General features: G+C 47.0%; 19 protein-coding genes. 6 read left to right on the top strand and 13 right to left on the bottom strand.

Features of this window, described 5'->3' with window-relative positions; translation table 11 throughout:
- The first annotated feature begins 58 nt into the window (after positions 1–58).
- Both DCO16_RS08400 and DCO16_RS08395 read left to right on the top strand, forming a co-directional pair.
- A complete protein-coding gene (locus DCO16_RS08400) occupies positions 59–796 on the top strand; it encodes a CoA pyrophosphatase (RefSeq protein ID WP_173943229.1) in 738 nt (245 codons plus the stop codon).
- Positions 793–1,752 carry a CobD/CbiB family protein gene (locus DCO16_RS08395; protein WP_173943228.1) on the top strand — a complete coding sequence of 320 codons (960 nt, stop codon included), beginning with the start codon at positions 793–795 and terminating at the stop codon, positions 1,750–1,752. Before DCO16_RS08400 ends, DCO16_RS08395 begins: the two co-directional genes overlap by 4 nt.
- Here the strand turns inward: DCO16_RS08395 and rsgA are convergent.
- Positions 1,697–2,710 carry a ribosome small subunit-dependent GTPase A gene (rsgA, locus tag DCO16_RS08390; protein WP_173943227.1) on the bottom strand — a complete coding sequence of 338 codons (1,014 nt, stop codon included), beginning with the start codon at positions 2,708–2,710 and terminating at the stop codon, positions 1,697–1,699. The genes DCO16_RS08395 and rsgA overlap by 56 nt on opposite strands.
- A gap of 23 nt (positions 2,711–2,733) precedes the next feature.
- Positions 2,734–3,984 carry a M48 family metallopeptidase gene (locus DCO16_RS08385; RefSeq protein ID WP_173943226.1) on the bottom strand — a complete coding sequence of 417 codons (1,251 nt, stop codon included), beginning with the start codon at positions 3,982–3,984 and terminating at the stop codon, positions 2,734–2,736.
- A gap of 15 nt (positions 3,985–3,999) precedes the next feature.
- Here DCO16_RS08385 and orn point away from each other — a divergent pair, with 15 nt between their 5' ends.
- Entirely contained in the window at positions 4,000–4,587 is a 588-nt protein-coding gene (orn, locus tag DCO16_RS08380) for an oligoribonuclease (protein ID WP_173943225.1), read from the top strand.
- A gap of 12 nt (positions 4,588–4,599) precedes the next feature.
- Here the strand turns inward: orn and mog are convergent, their stop codons facing one another.
- On the bottom strand, positions 4,600–5,223 hold the full coding sequence (gene mog / locus DCO16_RS08375) for a molybdopterin adenylyltransferase (protein WP_173943224.1): 624 nt from the start codon (positions 5,221–5,223) through the stop codon (positions 4,600–4,602).
- A 26-nt stretch (positions 5,224–5,249) separates the two neighbouring features.
- Here mog and pmbA point away from each other — a divergent pair, with 26 nt between their 5' ends.
- Together pmbA and DCO16_RS08365 are read left to right on the top strand one after the other, a co-directional pair.
- Positions 5,250–6,596 carry a metalloprotease PmbA gene (pmbA, locus tag DCO16_RS08370; protein ID WP_173943223.1) on the top strand — a complete coding sequence of 449 codons (1,347 nt, stop codon included), beginning with the start codon at positions 5,250–5,252 and terminating at the stop codon, positions 6,594–6,596.
- 53 nt (positions 6,597–6,649) lie between these two features.
- On the top strand, positions 6,650–7,732 hold the full coding sequence (locus DCO16_RS08365) for a TRAP transporter substrate-binding protein (protein WP_173943222.1): 1,083 nt from the start codon (positions 6,650–6,652) through the stop codon (positions 7,730–7,732).
- 17 nt (positions 7,733–7,749) lie between these two features.
- Here DCO16_RS08365 and DCO16_RS08360 read toward each other — a convergent pair whose 3' ends face one another.
- Genes DCO16_RS08360 through fdxA form a run of 4 tightly spaced genes read right to left on the bottom strand, consistent with a single transcriptional unit; the run spans position 7,750 to position 10,455 of the window.
- Complete coding sequence (locus DCO16_RS08360) at positions 7,750–8,238, bottom strand: dihydrofolate reductase (protein WP_173943221.1); 489 nt, start codon at positions 8,236–8,238, stop codon at positions 7,750–7,752.
- A 15-nt stretch (positions 8,239–8,253) separates the two neighbouring features.
- The gene (locus tag DCO16_RS08355; RefSeq protein WP_173943220.1) at positions 8,254–9,048 is read right to left on the bottom strand and encodes a thymidylate synthase; all 795 of its coding nucleotides are present in this window, start codon (positions 9,046–9,048) and stop codon (positions 8,254–8,256) included.
- A gap of 38 nt (positions 9,049–9,086) precedes the next feature.
- The gene (locus DCO16_RS08350; protein WP_173943219.1) at positions 9,087–10,130 is read right to left on the bottom strand and encodes an NAD(P)/FAD-dependent oxidoreductase; all 1,044 of its coding nucleotides are present in this window, start codon (positions 10,128–10,130) and stop codon (positions 9,087–9,089) included.
- A 1-nt stretch (position 10,131) separates the two neighbouring features.
- The gene (gene fdxA, locus DCO16_RS08345) at positions 10,132–10,455 is read right to left on the bottom strand and encodes a ferredoxin FdxA (protein ID WP_173943218.1); all 324 of its coding nucleotides are present in this window, start codon (positions 10,453–10,455) and stop codon (positions 10,132–10,134) included.
- A 119-nt stretch (positions 10,456–10,574) separates the two neighbouring features.
- Between fdxA and DCO16_RS08340 the strand changes: the two genes are divergently transcribed.
- Entirely contained in the window at positions 10,575–11,588 is a 1,014-nt protein-coding gene (locus DCO16_RS08340; protein ID WP_173943217.1) for a 2-hydroxyacid dehydrogenase, read from the top strand.
- On the opposite strand, the gene DCO16_RS08335 is transcribed toward DCO16_RS08340, so the two are convergent.
- From DCO16_RS08335 to DCO16_RS08310, 6 genes are all read right to left on the bottom strand, one after another.
- Positions 11,585–11,878 (bottom strand): hypothetical protein, encoded by a 294-nt coding sequence (locus DCO16_RS08335; RefSeq protein ID WP_173943216.1) that lies wholly within the window; start codon positions 11,876–11,878, stop codon positions 11,585–11,587. The genes DCO16_RS08340 and DCO16_RS08335 overlap by 4 nt on opposite strands.
- 12 nt (positions 11,879–11,890) lie before the next feature.
- Positions 11,891–13,243, bottom strand: a complete 1,353-nt coding sequence (moeA, locus tag DCO16_RS08330) for a molybdopterin molybdotransferase MoeA (RefSeq protein WP_173943215.1) — start codon at positions 13,241–13,243, stop codon at positions 11,891–11,893.
- A complete protein-coding gene (gene mobA / locus DCO16_RS08325; RefSeq protein WP_173943214.1) occupies positions 13,240–13,842 on the bottom strand; it encodes a molybdenum cofactor guanylyltransferase MobA in 603 nt (200 codons plus the stop codon). The genes moeA and mobA overlap by 4 nt, the downstream gene beginning before the upstream one ends.
- The gene (gene moaA / locus DCO16_RS08320; RefSeq protein ID WP_173943213.1) at positions 13,842–14,954 is read right to left on the bottom strand and encodes a GTP 3',8-cyclase MoaA; all 1,113 of its coding nucleotides are present in this window, start codon (positions 14,952–14,954) and stop codon (positions 13,842–13,844) included. Before moaA ends, mobA begins: the two co-directional genes overlap by 1 nt.
- A gap of 93 nt (positions 14,955–15,047) precedes the next feature.
- Complete coding sequence (locus tag DCO16_RS08315; protein WP_173943212.1) at positions 15,048–17,699, bottom strand: Rne/Rng family ribonuclease; 2,652 nt, start codon at positions 17,697–17,699, stop codon at positions 15,048–15,050.
- Between the two features lie 67 nt (positions 17,700–17,766).
- Positions 17,767–17,946 (bottom strand): hypothetical protein, encoded by a 180-nt coding sequence (locus DCO16_RS08310; RefSeq protein WP_173943211.1) that lies wholly within the window; start codon positions 17,944–17,946, stop codon positions 17,767–17,769.
- Positions 17,947–18,069: the final 123 nt, after the last annotated feature.

Here is an 18,069-nt window from a genome sequence, read left to right as displayed (position 1 = left end):
CCTTAATGCACAAAAAAGGTAGCCTAGGCTGCCTTTTTTATTACCCTAAAATATCTGTATGACAGAACCCTTAAATCCTCGAGAGCAAGTAATGAGTATTGCTGCACCTTTAGGATTTAATGCGCAAGTCATTCCTGTGTATGAGGTATGCGCTAATCAGCCTAGGGTGGTGGATGCGGATTTGGATCCGCAAAATATAAAACACCGTTTTCTGAACCCGCCCGTCTGGGAGCCAGAAATCACCGATGAGAATCGACATGTGATTGCCACTGACATTATTGCTAAGCGTCAAGTCAGCGGTAAAGAGACGCGCGCATCAGTCTTAATTCCCTTGCTGATAAAAAGGGATGGATTATCTGTCTTACTGACCCAAAGAACAGATCATTTGTATGATCATGCGGGTCAGATCAGCTTTCCGGGCGGACGGATGGATGAGGGTGATGTAGATCCTCGGGAAACCGCTTTGCGCGAGAGTGAGGAAGAGATTGGACTAGATCGATCCGGCGTCGAGATCATTGGCCATTTGCCTTTATATTTAACGGTTTCAGGCTATAGCGTGACTCCCGTAGTAGCTTTAGTGAAACCTCAGGCAGAATATGTCTTAGATGCATTTGAAGTAGCAGATGTTTTTGAAGTGCCCTTACATTTTTTAATGAACCCAGCCAATCATCAAGTACGGGTTTGGGAGAGTGATCAGGGTAGTCGTCGGTTTTATTCAATGCCTTATGAAAATCGTTTTATCTGGGGCGCCACTGCCGGAATGTTACGTAACCTTTACCATTTATTAAAAGCATGACTTTTTTCTCTATTCTCTTTGCCCTTATTGCTGAGCAATATCGCCCGGTAACCGCTAAGCACTGGATTGCACGCATCAGTGCGCGTTGGCTTGATTGGATCGCCGGTGAATTTGGCGGCAAGACTGATCAAGGAGCTAGTCCTGTTGGTGCGCGTATGGCCTGCTTGGTCGCCTTCATATTGCCGACCTTCCTCGTGTTTATGGTTTACGTGGCCTGCATGTTGACCTACCCCATATTAGGTTTTATATGGAATATCGTCATCGCCTACCTGTTTTTTGGTTTCCGACAATTTAGTCACTCCTTCACGATGATTCATGAGGCGATTGCTAATCATGATTTACCTGCGGCACGTGCAGCCCTAGCTGACTGGTATGGTCCTGAATTAGATGCATCCCATCTCACTGAAACGGAAGTGATTTCATTAGCGCTAGAGCGCGCCATTATTGGCTCACATCACCATGTATTTGGAGTGCTGTTTTGGTTCTTGATGCCAATGGGCCCAGCAGGAGTAGTGCTCTACCGTTTGGCTGATAGCGCATCTCAGCGCTGGTCAGAAAAAGGTGATGTAAATTTAAGTGAAGCAGCACGCCATTTCTTTTTCGTTTTAGATTGGGTGCCAGCGCGGATTACCGCTATTGGTTTTGCCATTGTTGGTAACTTTGAAGGCGCTGTCTATTCATGGCGCCATCTCACGCAAAAATGGTCAGACTCTTTATCAGCAGTGATTCTTGCTGCTGGTAGTGGCGCACTGGGTGTGCGCTTAGGTGAGCCCATGAGCGAACCTAGTAGTGATGAGGCATTGCAAATGGCCGAGGCTGGCGAGCCCGTATTTTATGAAATAGGCAGTGAGCCGAACGAGCGTACGATGCGCTCTGCCATTGGCTTAGTATGGCGCTTGGTTATCGCTTGGATGGCTTTACTGCTAATGCTGACCATCGCTCTTTGGCTTGGCTAATTCCTTGGATTTGAGTATCCGCCGTTTTTGAGTCGGAACGCAATTGTCTAAATAGCGCTAGTCTTTCTGGCGCTATTTCATTTTTATCTACTGCATCGCGTATGGCACAGTCTGGCTCAGATTGATGGGCGCAATTATGAAAGCGGCACTTACCTAATAAGTCTTGGAATTCTCTAAAGGCATGCTCTAGCTCGCTGACAGACATGTGGGCTAAACCAAATTCCTGAAAGCCAGGAGAATCAATCAAAGCGCCTAATTTTCCCTGCGCATCTCGCCCCCAAGATTCTGGGAGTTCGAAATAACGGCAGGCAGTCGTGGTGTGCTTGCCCGTATCTAAGCGCACTGAATATTCTTGAGTAATCGCAGCCGCATTGGGTACCCAAGCATTGAGTAGGCTAGATTTTCCCATGCCAGACTGTCCAACAAATACGGATACCTTGCCTTGGATAGCGGGGCGTAAGGCTTCAATAGAGGCAGCATCAAACTTGGCAGATACCTCGCTGACTGGATAGCCCATACGCGCATAGGGCGCAATGATTTTTCGAGCCTGCGCTAAATTATCTTGAAGATCACATTTATTCAGAAGAATGTGCAAACCAATTTGGTTGGTTTCAGCGGCGACCACTGCTCTTCCGAGTAGGTCTGGTGAAAAGGCAGGCTGCGTTGCAAGGACTACTAATATTTGATCTACATTCGAGGCGATCAATTTACTTTTGAAGGCATCCGAGCGGTAAAGCAAGTTTTCTCTCGGTTCGATGTGAACAATACGTGCTTGATCTAGTGAGGTCATCTCCAGTAACATTCGATCGCCAACGGCACCGATGTGCTGCTTTGCTGGTGTGCTTACTTGAATTAATTCACCAGCAGGGGATTCAGGGTGATCCCCATCCTGAACTAAGCGCTGCGCTAAGTAGTGCCTTCCGTAGGAGGCAGTCAATAGTGCGCGAAATTGTTCCATTGACTCCTGGTGTGATGAGGTAATTAGGTGAATCGCTTCAGATTAGCAATGCGCAATGGTGCTGGTGGGTGTGAGCTGTAGAAAGCCGTATAGAGCGGATCAGGTGTCAGGGTTGAGGCGTTATCTTGATAGAGCTTTACCAGCGCAGTGATTAAGTCATTAGCCGAAGATTTATCAGCCGCAAATCCATCGGCTTCATATTCGTGTTTACGGGAAGAAAGGCTAGACAGCGGTGTAAAGAAAAAACTGAATACGGGTGAGACCAACATAAAGAGCGCTAGAGCCAAGCCACCGTTATAGCCATTCGGATTGGGTGTTACGCCAAGGTCGCTATAAAACCAAACTTGTGTGCTGATCCAGCCTAGTAATGCAAACATCCCAAAACTCATAGCAAAAGAAACTAAGAGACGCTTGCGGATATGGTTGCACTTGTAGTGACCTAACTCATGAGCAAGAACCGCCTCTACTTCTTGGGGATTGAGTTTTTCAATCAGGGTGTCAAAAAATACAATCCGCTTTGCTTTACCCATGCCCGCAAAAAAAGCATTGCCATGCGCGCTCCGTTTGCTACCGTCCATTACAAAGAGACCTTGGCTCGCAAAGTCGCAGCGCTTTAAGAGGGCTTCAATTTGAGTTTTTAATGCGCCTTCTTCAAGAGCTTGAAACTTATTGAAGATGGGCATAATAAATGTGGGGAAAATCCACTGCATTAATAGGCTAAAGGCCGTGATGACAGCCCATGCCCAAAACCACCAGAGATCTCCTGCTTGCTCCATGAGACTTAAGATCACCCAAAGTAAGGGGATGCCAATAGCACCACCAATGCCGATGCCCTTGAACATGTCACTAACAAAAAGTCTGCCGTTCATGCGATTAAAACCAAAGCGCTCTTCTAAGTGAAATTGCTTGTACCAAGAAAAGGGAAGGTCGAGGATGCCAGAAATTAAAACGATCGATACGAGGAGGGCGATTTGCTGGGCAATCCCTTCCCCAAGTAATTGAAGCAAACTCATATTGAGTAGCTGCAATCCACCCAAGAGCGTGAATGCGATCAAAATGATGGCGCTCACACCATTCTCTAAAGTGCCTAATCTGAGTTTAGCCATGGTGTAATCGGCTGCTTTTTGATGCTCTGCCAAGGTAATCTGAGTAGCAAACTCAGCGGGTACGGCATCGCGGTGAGCGGCGACATGCCTCATTTGGCGATTGGATAACCAGTGGCGTAAGCCAAAACTGGCGATGAAGGCGATTAGGAAAATAATGGTGAAGGTCATGAGATGATTATAGATATGAGTGAAAAAACAAGTACATCAGCAATAAAGTCAGCGCCAGCAAGTGAATACCTGATTTGGGTAGACATGGAGATGTCTGGATTGGATCCTGAAAAAGAGCGCATTCTGGAGATTGCCATCATCGTGACCGATGCCCATCTCAATACGATTGCCACTGCGCCTGTCTGGGTGGTCCACCAGGAGGATGCGCTATTGGATGCTATGGACGCCTGGAATACCGGCACCCATGGGCGTTCTGGCCTCATTGATAAGGTCAAGGCCTCAAGCCAAGATGAGGCCACTGTAGAGGCGGAATGTATTGCATTTTTGAAGCAATACGTCAAAGCGGGCACGATCCCCATGTGCGGTAATACGATTGGGCAAGATCGGCGCTTTATGGCGAAATATATGCCTAAGTTAGAAGCTTTTTTTCATTATCGAAACATTGATGTTTCCACGCTAAAAGAGCTATGCAAGCGTTGGCACCCGGAGTTGGTCAAAGGCTTTAATAAGAAGCAGGCACACACTGCCCTGGCTGACATTGAAGAGTCAATTGAAGAATTGAAGTACTATCGCGAGAAATTCATCATCCCATTGCCGCAATAGGCATTCTTGGGATTACTTTTTGATGGCGCTCTTCGGCCTAAACGCTTTGATGATTGCCTCATTGGTCTCGATATAAGGCCCACCAATAAGATCAATGCAGTAAGGGACTGCTGCGAAGATGCCAGGGACGATGGATTTTCCATCAGCGTCCTTTAAGCCCTCTAAGGTTTCTTTAATAGATTTTGGCTGGCCTGGTAGGTTAATGATCAGAGCGGTATGGTCCTCGATTTCTCGGAGAACCGCAGTCTGGCGGGACAAAATAGCAGTAGGAACAAAGCGCAGGCTAATTTGACGCATTTGCTCGCCAAATCCGGGCATTTCCCGGGTTCCAGCATCCATGGTGGCCTCTGGGGTCACGTCTCTGCGAGAAGGCCCTGTGCCGCCTGTAGTGAGGATTAAATCGCAGCCTAATTCATCTACGAGATCAACAATGGTTTCAGTGATGATTTCTCGCTCATCCGCTATTAATCGCTCCTGAAAAACGCAGGGGGTGCTTAAGGCGTTTTGTAGCCATGCCTTAAGGGCTGGCAAACCCTCGTCTGTATAAACGCCCTTGCTCGCCCTGTCAGAGATTGAGATCAGGCCGATTTTGATTTCATTAGGAGTAGTTCGTTGCCAAGCTTCGGTATGCTTCATGTTTCTATTCTAGCTATTATTAGGGTATGTTTACATATTCATCAAACCAGTTTCAAGAAATTATTGATTTCATGCTCAAAGAGGCTAAAAGGCGGGGCGCCTCGGATGCCGTAGCAGAAATCTCTGAGGGTCAGGGCTTATCCGTCACTGTTCGCAAAGGTGAGGTCGAGACGATCGAGCAAAGCTTAGATAAGCAGGTAGGCGTTACCCTCTTTTTAGGGCATCGTCGAGGTAATGCTAGTACCAGCGATTTTTCTACCGCCTCGCTCAAGGCTTCAGTGGAGGCTGCTTATCACATTGCACAACATACGGCGGAAGATGTCTGTGCAGGACCAGCTGAAAAATCACTACTTGAAAAACATCCGCGAGATTTAGATTTGTTTCATCCATGGGATGTAGATTCTGCCACTGCAATTGAGATTGCTCGTGCTGCAGAAGGTGCTGCATTTGGAGTGAGTAAGCAAATTCAAAATAGTGATGGAGCATCCGTCTCGGCTCATCATGCGCATTTTATGATGGGTACGAGTCTTGGCTTTATGGGGGGCTATCCTTTTTCACGGCACTATATTTCTTGTGCACCGATAGCAAACTCAGGGGGTAAGAAATCCCATATGCAAAGAGATGACTGGTATTCAAGCTCGCGTATTTCAGAGGAGCTAGCGGATCCAGCGGCTATTGGTCGATATGCTGCACAACGAGCCCTTTCGCGCCTCAATGCAAGATCATTATCTACGCGGCGCTGCCCCGTGATTTTTGAAGCGCCATTAGCAGCGGGTTTATTGGGAGGCTTAGTCCAGGCCGTCTCTGGGGGAGCCTTGTATCGACGCTCTAGTTTTTTACTGGATAGCTTGGGTAAGCAAGTCCTCCCAAAGCACATTAGTCTTTTCGAAAATCCCCATATCCCATCTCTTACTGGGAGTGCTCCATTTGATGAGGAGGGTGTGAAGACTTCCCCAAGAACTGTGGTCGATAAAGGTTTTTTGCAGGGCTATTTTCTGTCCACCTATTCTGCTAGAAAGTTGGGCATGAAGACCACTGGTAATGCAGGTGGTTCGCATCACCTCACACTGCAAAGCCCTAAAACTCTGAAAGGCGGTTTACCCGCCTTATTGAAGGCGATGGGCACGGGATTACTGGTGACCGAGCTGATGGGACAAGGCGTTAACTATGTCACTGGTGACTACTCACGCGGCGCATTCGGGTATTGGGTTGAGAATGGCGAAATTCAATTTCCAGTGGAAGAGATCACTATCGCAGGGAACTTGCGCGATATGCTTTTAGATATTCAAATGATTGGAAGCGATTCCTTAATTCGGGGTACAAAAGAAACGGGTTCTATTTTGATTGGATCCATGACCGTTGGTGGAAAATAAAGTAGTGATGTGTATTGAAAAAACATAAGCTATCTATGTTGAAGGAGAAAGTAATGCAGAGACGTTCTTTTTTAAAGAAAGCCACTTTGGGTGCGGGGGCTGCTGCATTAGCAGGGCCAACGCTTGCTCAGAACCTGCCTACTCTTAATTGGCGTTTAGTATCCAGTTTCCCTAAATCCTTAGATACTTTATTTGGTACGCCAGAGGTGTTTGCGAGCTCATTACGAAAAGCGACAGATGGAAAATTTAACGTCAAAATATTTGCGGCGGGTGAAGTGGTTCCCGCATTGCAAGTATTAGATGCCGTTCAAAACGGTACGGTTGAATGTGGCCATACTGCGAGTTACTACTATCTGGGTAAGAACAGCGCCTTTATTTTTGATACGGCAGCACCCTTTGGTATGACGGCACGTCAGCAGACCGCTTGGATGTTGCATGGTAACGGCATGAAGTTAATGCGTGAGCTGTATGCAAGTTACAACATTGTCAATTTCCTCGGTGGTCAAACCGGAACTCAGATGGGCGGTTGGTTTCGAAAGGAAATTAAATCACCAGAAGATTTAAAGGGGCTTAAATTTCGGGTTGCAGGGTTTGTAGGACAGGCACTGGCGAAGCTGGGGGTAATTCCTCAACAACTTCCTGCTGGTGAAATTTACTCTGCATTAGAAAAAGGCACCATTGATGCTGCTGAATTTGTAGGGCCATACGATGATGAAAAATTAGGTTTAGCAAAGGTTGCAAAAAATTATTATTACCCTGCATTTTGGGAGGGTGCTGCTGGACTTTCTTTCCTGGTGAATAAGAAGCAGTGGGATGCCTTGCCACCCTCTTACCAGGCGGCTTGGGAAGCTGCTTGCTTTGAAGCCCATGTCGATATGTGTGCGAAGTACGATGCTTTAAATCCTCCCGCATTGCAGCGCCTTGTGCAAAATGGCGCCGTATTACGAAAGTTCAATACTTCCGTGATGGATGCCTGCTTTAAGGCAAGTCAAGAAACCTACGCTGAAGAGTCTGCTAAAAATCCCCAGTTCAAGAAAATCTTTGAGGACTATCGTGCTTTCAGAAACATGGAGGCACAATGGTTTGGCTTGGCTGAGCAGGCCTTTGCTCAATACAGCTTTTCTAAAAAGCTCTGAGGAAGTAAGTCGCTTCTTTATTTTCGCTCAAGCGTTATAAACTGAAAGTGAATATCACCTTCTGAAGCTGGGGTACGCTCTACTTCTTGCCATTCAGCTTGATTGGGGACTGTAAAGAAAGTATCACCACCCTCTACGTCGATAGCAATCTCAGTAATGTAGAGGCGATCTGCCATAGGGAATGCTTGGGTAAATAATTGCTCACCACCAATCACAAATACACGCGGAAATTCATCGAGGGTGTTGAGCGCTGCATCCAAAGAGTGAACCACCTCAGCACCAGTGAGCTGGAGCTCAGTATTGCGACTCACCACAATATTGCGACGCCCTGGTAGTGGTCTACCAATGGATTCCCAGGTCTTGCGACCCATGATGACGGGATGACCCATAGTCACTTTTTTGAAGAACTGGAGATCGGCAGAAATCTTCCAAGGCATTTGATTGTCACGGCCAATAACGTGGTTACGGGAACGCGCAACAATCATAGAAATAGCAGGTTTGGTCATACAGTCGATATTTTCTTAAATGGCTACGGGTGCTTTAATTGCTGGATGGGATTCATATCCGGCGATCTCAAAATCTTCAAACTCATAATCAAAAATAGAGTCAGGCTTACGCAATATCTTGAGTTGAGGCAGTGGGAAAAAGTCCCTCGATAACTGGAGGTCTACTTGCTCTAAGTGATTGCTGTAGAGGTGACAATCGCCACCCGTCCAAACAAAGTCACCTACTTCAAGGTTGCATTGCTGAGCCATCATGTGCGTGAGTAAGGCATAGCTGGCGATATTGAAGGGTACGCCAAGAAAGATATCTGCACTTCGCTGATACAGCTGGCAGGATAATTTACCATCTGCTACATAAAACTGAAAGAAGGCATGGCAGGGCGCTAAGGCCATGCGCGGAATATCTGCGACATTCCATGCGGAAACAATGATCCGACGTGAGTCTGGATTCTTTTTAAGGGTCTCAACGACTTCTGCAATTTGATCAATATGCTTACCATTCGGTGCGGGCCAAGAGCGCCATTGATAACCATAGATAGGGCCTAAATCACCATCAGGTGCTGCCCATTCATTCCAAATAGAAACACCGCGCTCTTTAAGCCAATTGTTGTCTGTACTACCTTTGAGAAACCAGAGTAATTCCAGAATGATAGATTTGAGGTGCAGCTTCTTGGTGGTCACCATCGGAAATCCATCTGCCAGATTAAAGCGCATCTGGTGGCCAAAAATGGAGATCGTTCCTGTGCCGGTTCTATCGGATTTTTGGACTCCTTTTGCAAGGACCGTCCTCATGAGGTCGTGATATTGATGCATAAGTATCTTTGGCTAAATCATTCAGTAATGGAGAGAGCTTACTCGAATGTAGGTGAACCCACCCCAAGTACTTGGTGGAGTTTGGTCGAGGTAGTGGTGTACTGCAATTGAATGGGCTTTTCAGGGGATAAATAGGCTGCCGCAGCAAAGGCTGCCAGTGCTGCCTCATGAAATCCTGACAAGATCAATTTTTTCTTACCGGGGTACACATTGATATCACCAACCGCATAAATCCCTGGTGTGCTGGTCTGAAAACGCTCGGTATCCACGGTAATTTGCTTACGATCAATATCTAAGCCCCAATCGGCGATGGGCCCCAATTTAGGAGAGAGGCCGTAAAAGAGTAATAGTACGTCTACATCAATCGTATGAACATCACCATCTATATTGCTCACTGCAATTTGGGTGAGTTGGCCATTAGATGATGAAAAACCAGTGATTTGACCAATCTCTAGTTTCATTTGATGGCTTGCACAAAGGGCACGCATCTGGGTAACGGATTGAGGCGCGGCTTTAAAGTCATCGCGACGGTGAATGAGTGTCAGGTTACTTACTTTGTCTGCAAAGTGCAGCGCCCAATCCAAAGCGGAATCTCCACCACCGCAAATCACCATTCTCTTACCGGTAAATTGGGCGGGATCTTTCACCTTGTAGAACACTTGCTTATCTACAAAGTTTTCAATGCCCTCAAGATTGAGAGTGCGTGGCTGAAATGCGCCAACCCCTGCGGCAACAAAAATGGTTTTACTCAGAAACTGTTGATGGAGAGATGTGCCAATTAGAAAGCGACCATCTGCTTGCTTTTCAAGCGTAGTGACTTCCTGATTTAAATGAAATTGTGGCTTAAACGGTGTAACTTGCTTTAAGAGATTATGGGTCAGTTCACGCCCCGTGCAAACTGGGATAGCGGGGATATCGTAGATCGGTTTGTCTGGGTAGAGTTCAATACACTGACCGCCTATTTCAGGCAAGGCATCAATCACATGGGCATTGATTTCGAGAAGTCCCAGCTCGAATACCTGGAAAAGCCCCACCGGACCGGCGCCAATAATGACTGCATCGGTTTCAATGGGAGACTGCAATTTACTTCACCAGCTGATCAAGTTTGTCTTTCACATCTTTCCAATCATCTGCATCTGGAAGTCCGGGTTTGGATTTGGTGATGGAGGTCCATGAAGCAGATAAATCAGCGTTCAATTTAATGAACGCTTGTTGATCTCCGGGAACATCGTCTTCCGCATAAATCGCATTGACCGGACATTCGGGAACGCAGACTGCGCAATCGATGCATTCATCTGGATCGATCACTAAAAAATTAGGCCCTTCCCGAAAACAATCCACGGGGCAGACATCAACGCAATCGGTATATTTGCAACGGATACAGGCTTCAGTAACAACGTAAGTCATGATGGCTCAGATCTAAGGTGCCCAAAATCACTGGACTACCAAGTTATAAAACTTGATTTTAGCCGAATCAGCTTATTTTTCAGGCGAAGGGGGTAATTTACTTGAGGTAAAGTATTGCCATGAACACCCAAACCAAACTTACCTCTCATAACCGTAAACCTAAAATATTAGTCGCCCGGGCTATATTTCCTGAAGCGTTAGCTAAATTGAAAGCGTCTTTTGAGGTCATTTCAAACCAGGCAGATCAAGTCTTGACCCCCCAAGCATTGCAAAAGGCCCTTGGTGAGGTGGAAGGGGCTTTAGTTACCGGCAGCGAACGAATCGATGCTGCTGCCTTGGCGCATGCTAAAAACCTCAAAATCGTTGCCAATATTTCTGTTGGATACAACAACTTTGATGTCCCAGCAATTACTGCCGCCGGCATCATGGCCTCTAATACCCCTGATGTGCTTACGGATACTACGGCGGATTTTGGTTTTGCCTTGTTGATGGCTACCGCTCGTCGTATTACCGAGTCAGAGCGCTGGGTGCGCGATGGGAAGTGGGCTCAGTGGTCTATTGTCCATAATCCACTCGGCATGGATTTGCATCACAGCACTATAGGCATTCTTGGCATGGGTCGTATCGGTCAAGGCATTGCTAAACGTGCTCTTGGTTTTGGTATGAATGTGATTTATCACAACCGTAGTCGCTTATCAGTGGAAGATGAAAAAGCATGCGGAGCGACTTATGTTTCAAAAGAAGAATTACTGCGACTTGCGGATCACCTCGTGCTTGTATTGCCTTACACAGCGCAAAATCATCACACCATTGGTGCTCCAGAAATTGCGCTCATGAAACCAACCGCTACCTTGATTAATATTGCTCGTGGGGGAATTGTGGATGATGCCGCCTTGGCGCAAGCCCTTCAAGCTGGAAAAATATTTGCTGCTGGCTTAGATGTATTTGAAGGCGAGCCTACTGTCCATCCAGAGTTACTGAAGTGCAGCAATATTGTGATTGCCCCGCATATTGGTAGTGGCACAGAAAAAACGCGTAGAGCTATGGTGGATCTTGCAATTGAAAATTTACGCGCAGCACTTCAGGGTAAGAGGCCGCCGAGCTTAATTAATACCGAAGTATTTAAAGCTTAGTCCGCTTCAATTTCTTCAGGTAGTTCCCTGAGAGCGAGTTCAATACCGCCAAATTTACCAGCTACCCAGTTGTAGACCTTGCAAGCAATCCATAGCAGAGCAAAGCCGAGCAAGGCATTTAAGATCAAAGCAGAAAGTACCGTAAATCCAGGAATAGCACCATCACGGATGAAGGCTACAAACAAGGCCAACAACACAATCGGTACTGAAAAGCATAGGTAAACCAAAACGAGTGTTTTGGCAGTATGCATGGGGTCAACGAAAACAATTTCTTTTTTAGTAAATTTCATAATGGCGTAATCTTAAAGCAGTCCGTCGAAAAGCGCCACATCTACCCAGTCACCAGCGGCAATATTGCCTTGATCATGATCCAAAATTACAAAGCAATTTGCCTCGCTCATGGATCTTAAGATGCCAGCACCTTGGCTACCAGTGAGTCTAACGGTGGGCTTTCCATCAGGGCCGCGCTCTAAAATACCTCGCTGAAATTCTGTGCGACCCGGCCTTTTTCGAATAGCTGCCTGTGCGAGCGCCTGAGTGAGAGGCGGTTCAGTTTGCGTGGCGCCATTTAGTTGTAATAAGGCGGAGCGTACAAACTGATAAAAGGTCACCATTACCGCCACTGGGTTTCCGGGCAGGCCAAAGAAGAGTGTCTTTTGGCTGTCAGCTTGACCTTCAACAGCCTTGAGCACACCAAAAGCCATGGGGCGCCCTGGGCGCATGGCGATTTTCCAGAAACCAACATCACCCAGTTCTTGCATGATTTGTTTGGTGTAATCTGCCTCTCCAACTGAAACACCACCTGATGAGATTAGAACATCCGCTTTACTGGCTGCTTGGATGAATGCAGCCTTTAATGTGGCAGGGTCATCATGCACAATGCCACAGTCAATAATCTCCATATTCAGACGATTGAGCAGACCAGTCAGGCTATAGCGATTGCTGTCGTAAATGCTTCCGAGATCTAAAGTCTGACCTAAGGGGCGTAATTCATCTCCGGATGACAAAATGGCTACCTTTAGTTTGCGATGAACCATGAGGGAGGCGATACCTAAAGAGGCAGCCAGCCCTAAATCAGATGGGCGCAATAAGCGTCCTGCGGTGATTGCCGCTTTACCAAGTTGTAGATCTTCACCGCAGAGGCGTCGATTCTCCCCACGTTTTACTTGATTCGGTTTAAAGGTAACTACCGAAGTTTCTGTCGATTGAGTTGGTGCTTGAGTGACTGCTTGCGTGAGTTCTTGAGGGATAACCGTATCGCAATCTTTTGGCATAAGTGCGCCAGTCATAATCTTGAGACATTCTCCTTGCCCAACCTTGCCCTCAAAAGGCTTACCCGCATAAGCTGTGCCTATGACTTGGAGTGTGAGCTCATTATTGCTATCACTTAAACAATCCCCGTTAAAAGCAAATCCATCCATTGCAGAATTGTCGGCAGCGGGCACATTGATGGGTGAGAGTAAGTCGTGCGCGAGGATACGGTTAATTGCCTGATCTAAGGTTACTGACTCAATTCGACTTGTATCATCATTTTGCTGAGATTCTTGAATCAGATCTGCTACCAACTGATGAATGGCCTGTCGAGCCTCATTCACAGGTAATGAGTCACTTAACAGGATGGGATTATTTGGCGAGCGGTGCGTTGAATTGCTCATCTGGATAGTTTTTCTAAAGCTGCTAACTCTTCGGGTGTATTGACGTTGGCAAAAGCTTGGACATCTTCAAACACTACAGTACTACTGCGCAGCGTTGTGAACCAGCGATCAATTTTTAGATCACCCTTGCTTAAAAAGGCGCTTAGAGAAGTTTCAAGATGACTGCGCATTAAACAAAAAACAGGTTGCGCCCATACTTTACCGTTCTCTTTTGTGGATGCGTACACCAAGTCCAGATCTCCGGCCTTGAGTTCAGCAAGTAATCTCTCTGCCAGATCGGTTGGCAGTAAAGGGGAATCACAAGGTGCAGTTAAGAGATAAGGTGTTTTGCAATTTTTGAGGCCCATCGAAAAACCAGCTAGCGGACCAGAAAAATCCGGGGTCTCATCCATAATGACGGGATAACCATAGTGCGCATACTTAGTAACATTACGGTTGGCATTAATGAGGATAGTATCGACTTGGGGTTGAAGGCGATTAATCGCAGATTCAATTAATGGCTTGTTATGAAAGGCAATTAAGCCTTTATCAATACCGCCCATTCTTTGGGCGCGGCCACCCGCCAGAATTAAACCTGTAATGTTTGTACTAGAACTCATTAGCCGCCAATATAAGACATTTCAACTTTTCGAATGCTACTGGGATCGATCGTATTTGACCCTCGAATTTCTGAATAGTGATCATTGCGTCCTGCCCAAGTGGTCATGACTGCATTGGCAATTTCTAAATCCGTTTTATCGGACCGTAACAGCGTCTTGAAATCGAAACCTTCATTTGCAAATAGACAAAGGTAGAGTTGCCCATCGGTAGAGATTCTGGCGCGCGTGCACTCATGACAAAAAGTTTGGGTGACGCTAGAGATCACACCGATTTCGCCAGAGCCATCTACATAGCGCCAGCGTTGAGCTACCTCACCAGGGTAGTTTGCATCGATGGCTTCCAGAGGAAATTGAGCATGAATTCTGGCAATAACTTCCTTAGAGGGAAGGACTTGTTCCATATTCCAGCCATTGGAGCTGCCCACATCCATGAACTCAATGAAGCGCAGAGTAATTCCAGTACCTTTGAAATGACTCGCCATCGCAACGATCTCTTGATCATTGGTACCCTTCTTAACAACCATATTTACTTTGATGTTGGTAAAGCCCGCTTCTTGGGCCGCAGCAATACCATCAAGCACATCCGTTACCGGAAAGTCTACATCGTTCATCTTTTTAAAGATGTTGTCATTCAAACCATCTAAGCTAACCGTAATCCTATGTAAGCCTGCTGCTTTTAACGCGGCAGCCTTCTTTCGCAATAGGCTGCCATTGGTTGTGAGGGTCAAGTCTAATGGCTCGCCTTCAGTAGACCGAATCTTTGCCAGCATCTCCACAAGGACTTCAAGATTTTTTCTTAATAAGGGTTCGCCACCTGTAAGACGAATTTTCTCTACACCTAGCGAAGCAAATATCGTTGTTAATCGAGTGATCTCTTCGAAGCTGAGTAATTCATTCTGAGAGAGATAGGGGTAGTTTTTATCAAACACTTCCTTGGGCATGCAATAGGTGCAGCGGAAGTTGCAACGGTCAGTAACCGAGATGCGCAAGTCACGCAGTAGGCGTCCACGCGTATCTTTCACCAAACTATGAGCAGCCTCTAGCTGGCTTGGCATGGCTGGCGTAAGACCTTTGCCTTCGTCTAAGCGAATCGGAATGACTTTTTCAAGCATGGCTCATTATGGGTATAAAACAGTGTTTCTACCAAACTACTACATACCCTCGTAAGTTGCTAGCTGGGTAAATAGTAGTTCAGAGAAATAACATTACACCTTGTTTTCTGGACCGCCGGTTTCAACCATGACCATTGGGGCAGCAGAGACGCTGACTGCTGGCTTAGGTGTTCTTCCGAGTTTGACAGTTTCTGGCTCAATCTGTATTGAAGATTGCTTGCTGGTATCAGTAGCTACCCAGACCATGCCAGCAGACTCAATCACGTTATGCAAAGGCTTTTCTTCCAGTGCCTGGAAGGCGACTTTAGGAAGCTCAGGCATTGGCTTGGCAATGACTTCAATCGCTGGCGCTGCTGGCGCTGGCGAAGATGGTGTCATCACTTCTGAAGAAGTATTAGTCGAACGATTGCTTTGGCGTGGTGCACGTGGCTCTCTGGGTTCGCGAGGAGCACGTGTTTTGACTGCATTAGAGGCTAAAGACACAGAAACGATGGGAGCGTTGAAACTTTGTGAAAGGTTTTGCATCGGCATAGAGGCAGATGCGCCAGCCATTCCTGCAGGAGGTCCTGAGAAAGTAGTGCTGACTGCTGCTGTTGCACTTACATTCTCATTATTTTCATTTCCCTCTGTACGTTCACCGCGTTGCCCACGACCACGACCACGACGGTTGCGACCACGACCACGATGCTCTTCACCGTCAACACCCGTAGTAGATTCAGGTCCTGATGCATTCTCAGTAGCCGGTGTTACTGCGGCTGGATTTTCTGGTTTAGGGTTGTTTTGATTGCGATTGCCATTATTACCATTTCGGTTACGACCGTCTTGGCGACCTCTGCCTGATCCCGCTTCACGTGGTGCGCTTGTACCTTCGGCGCCTGCTGCTGCACCCTCGGCTGGACGCTCACCGCGATCATTGCGCTCACCACGACGACCACGACCACGATTACCATTGGCATTACTACTGCCATTGCGGTTATTGGCGTTACGACCACGCGGTGCACTAGGGGCAGGTTTTACCTCTGGCGCTGGTGATGAAGAGAACAAGCCTTTGATAAATCCAAAGAATCCACCTGTGCTCTCGACAGTGGTTTTCTCAACTCGCGCTGGACGTGGTTGGCTGACAGGAGCTGGCTGATTTGGAGTGATGCCTTTTACAGCAGCTTCAGGGCGGGCTTTGACTTCTGCATCTTTCTGACTGACAGCAGTATCTGTCTCGAGTTCACGAGCAGCTTCTTCAGCCATAACATAGCTGGCTTTTTGATCATCAAGGCGTGGATCATCGTGACGTAAGCGCTCTAGTTTGTAATGCGGTGTCTCCAAATGCTTATTCGGAATCATGAGGACATTGACTTTAAAGCGTGACTCAATCTTGATCACTTCGGCACGCTTCTCATTTAATAGGAACGCAGCGACTTCAACAGGCACCTGTGTATGAATAGCAGCCGTATTTTCTTTCATGGCCTCTTCTTGAATAATCCGCAGAACTTGCAATGCAGAGGATTCAGTATCCCGAATATGGCCAGTGCCGTTACAGCGTGGGCAGGTAACGTGGCTACCTTCGGAAAGCGCAGGACGTAAACGTTGGCGCGACATTTCCATCAGGCCAAATTTTGAAATCTTGCCCATCTGAACGCGAGCACGGTCATGACGCAAGGCATCACGTAGGCGATTCTCGACATCCTTCTGCGCTTTACTCGATTCCATATCAATGAAGTCGATCACGATTAATCCACCCAAGTCACGCAAACGTGCTTGACGGGCAATTTCATCGGCAGCTTCTAGATTTGTGCGAGTGGCGGTTTCTTCAATATCTGAACCACGGGTAGCACGTGCGGAGTTGACGTCCACAGAAACCAACGCTTCTGTGTGATCAATCACAATCGCGCCGCCAGAGGGTAGGGGCACTGTACGTGAGTAAGCGGTTTCAATCTGATGCTCAATTTGAAAACGCGAGAACAAAGGGACATCGTCCTGATAGCGCTTTACCCTTGGCAGGTTATCTGGCATCACAACCGACATAAATGCCGCAGCTTGCTCGTAAATATCATCCGTATCGATGAGAATCTCGCCAATATCTGGCTGGAAGTAATCCCGAATCGCACGAATCACTAAGCTAGATTCGAGGTAAATCAATAAAGGTGCAGAGTTGGCTTTTGCAGCCTCATCAATCGCACCCCATAACTGCATGAGGTAACTTAAGTCCCACTGCAATTCAGTTGCATCACGGCCAATACCGGCAGTGCGAGCAATGATGCTCATGCCATCCGATACTTCTAATTGAGCCATAGCCTCACGGAGTTCTTGACGGTCCTCACCTTCAATGCGGCGAGATACACCACCTCCACGGGGATTATTAGGCATTAATACCAAATAACGGCCTGCTAGGGAGATAAAGGAGGTCAGAGCGGCGCCTTTTTGTCCGCGCTCTTCTTTTTCTACTTGAACAATAATTTCTTGGCCTTCACGCAATGCTTCTTTAATAGAGGCGTTACGGACATCTACACCCTCTTTAAAGTAGGTACGGGCCACTTCTTTAAATGGCAAAAAGCCATGACGCTCTTCGCCGTAATTAACAAAACATGCTTCGAGCGATGGCTCAATGCGCGTAATTACACCTTTGTAAATATTGCCTTTGCGTTGTTCACGACCGGCAGCTTCGATATCGATATCGATGAGTTTTTGACCATCGACGATGGCAACCCGCAACTCTTCTTGTTGAGTTGCATTAAATAACATGCGTTTCATAACACTCTCCTATTGGGGAGTGCGTCGCTGCGCGTTGCGTTAGGGACAATTTAGATACCGCTTCGGGTTACACCCAGTAGCGGTTTTTGTAGTGTGGATCAAACAAATCTAGGCATATATTGCCTAGAACACCGAGTTCAATGTTGATTAAATCGGTGCCACACTTGACGATCGCCGCAGAGACCTCCTTTAGGTCATCAATGCAGGCGCGCGCCTGAAAACTGTCTTCTAATGCGGGTCGCGGCATACGGCACACCAACCCTGCGCCTCATTAAACGGGGGAGGGGCAACCCCGGGAGTCTATTAAGGGCGACTCCAAGCTCCACTATCCAAGCCTGCATGAGGCTGGAATCTAACTAATATTGATTAG

Origin of the sequence: Polynucleobacter antarcticus, assembly GCF_013307245.1 — a bacterium.
In the GTDB taxonomy this organism is placed as follows: domain Bacteria; phylum Pseudomonadota; class Gammaproteobacteria; order Burkholderiales; family Burkholderiaceae; genus Polynucleobacter; species Polynucleobacter antarcticus.
The sequence above is the reverse complement of the archived record's forward strand: the minus strand, read 5'-3'. Positions and strand labels throughout refer to the sequence as shown.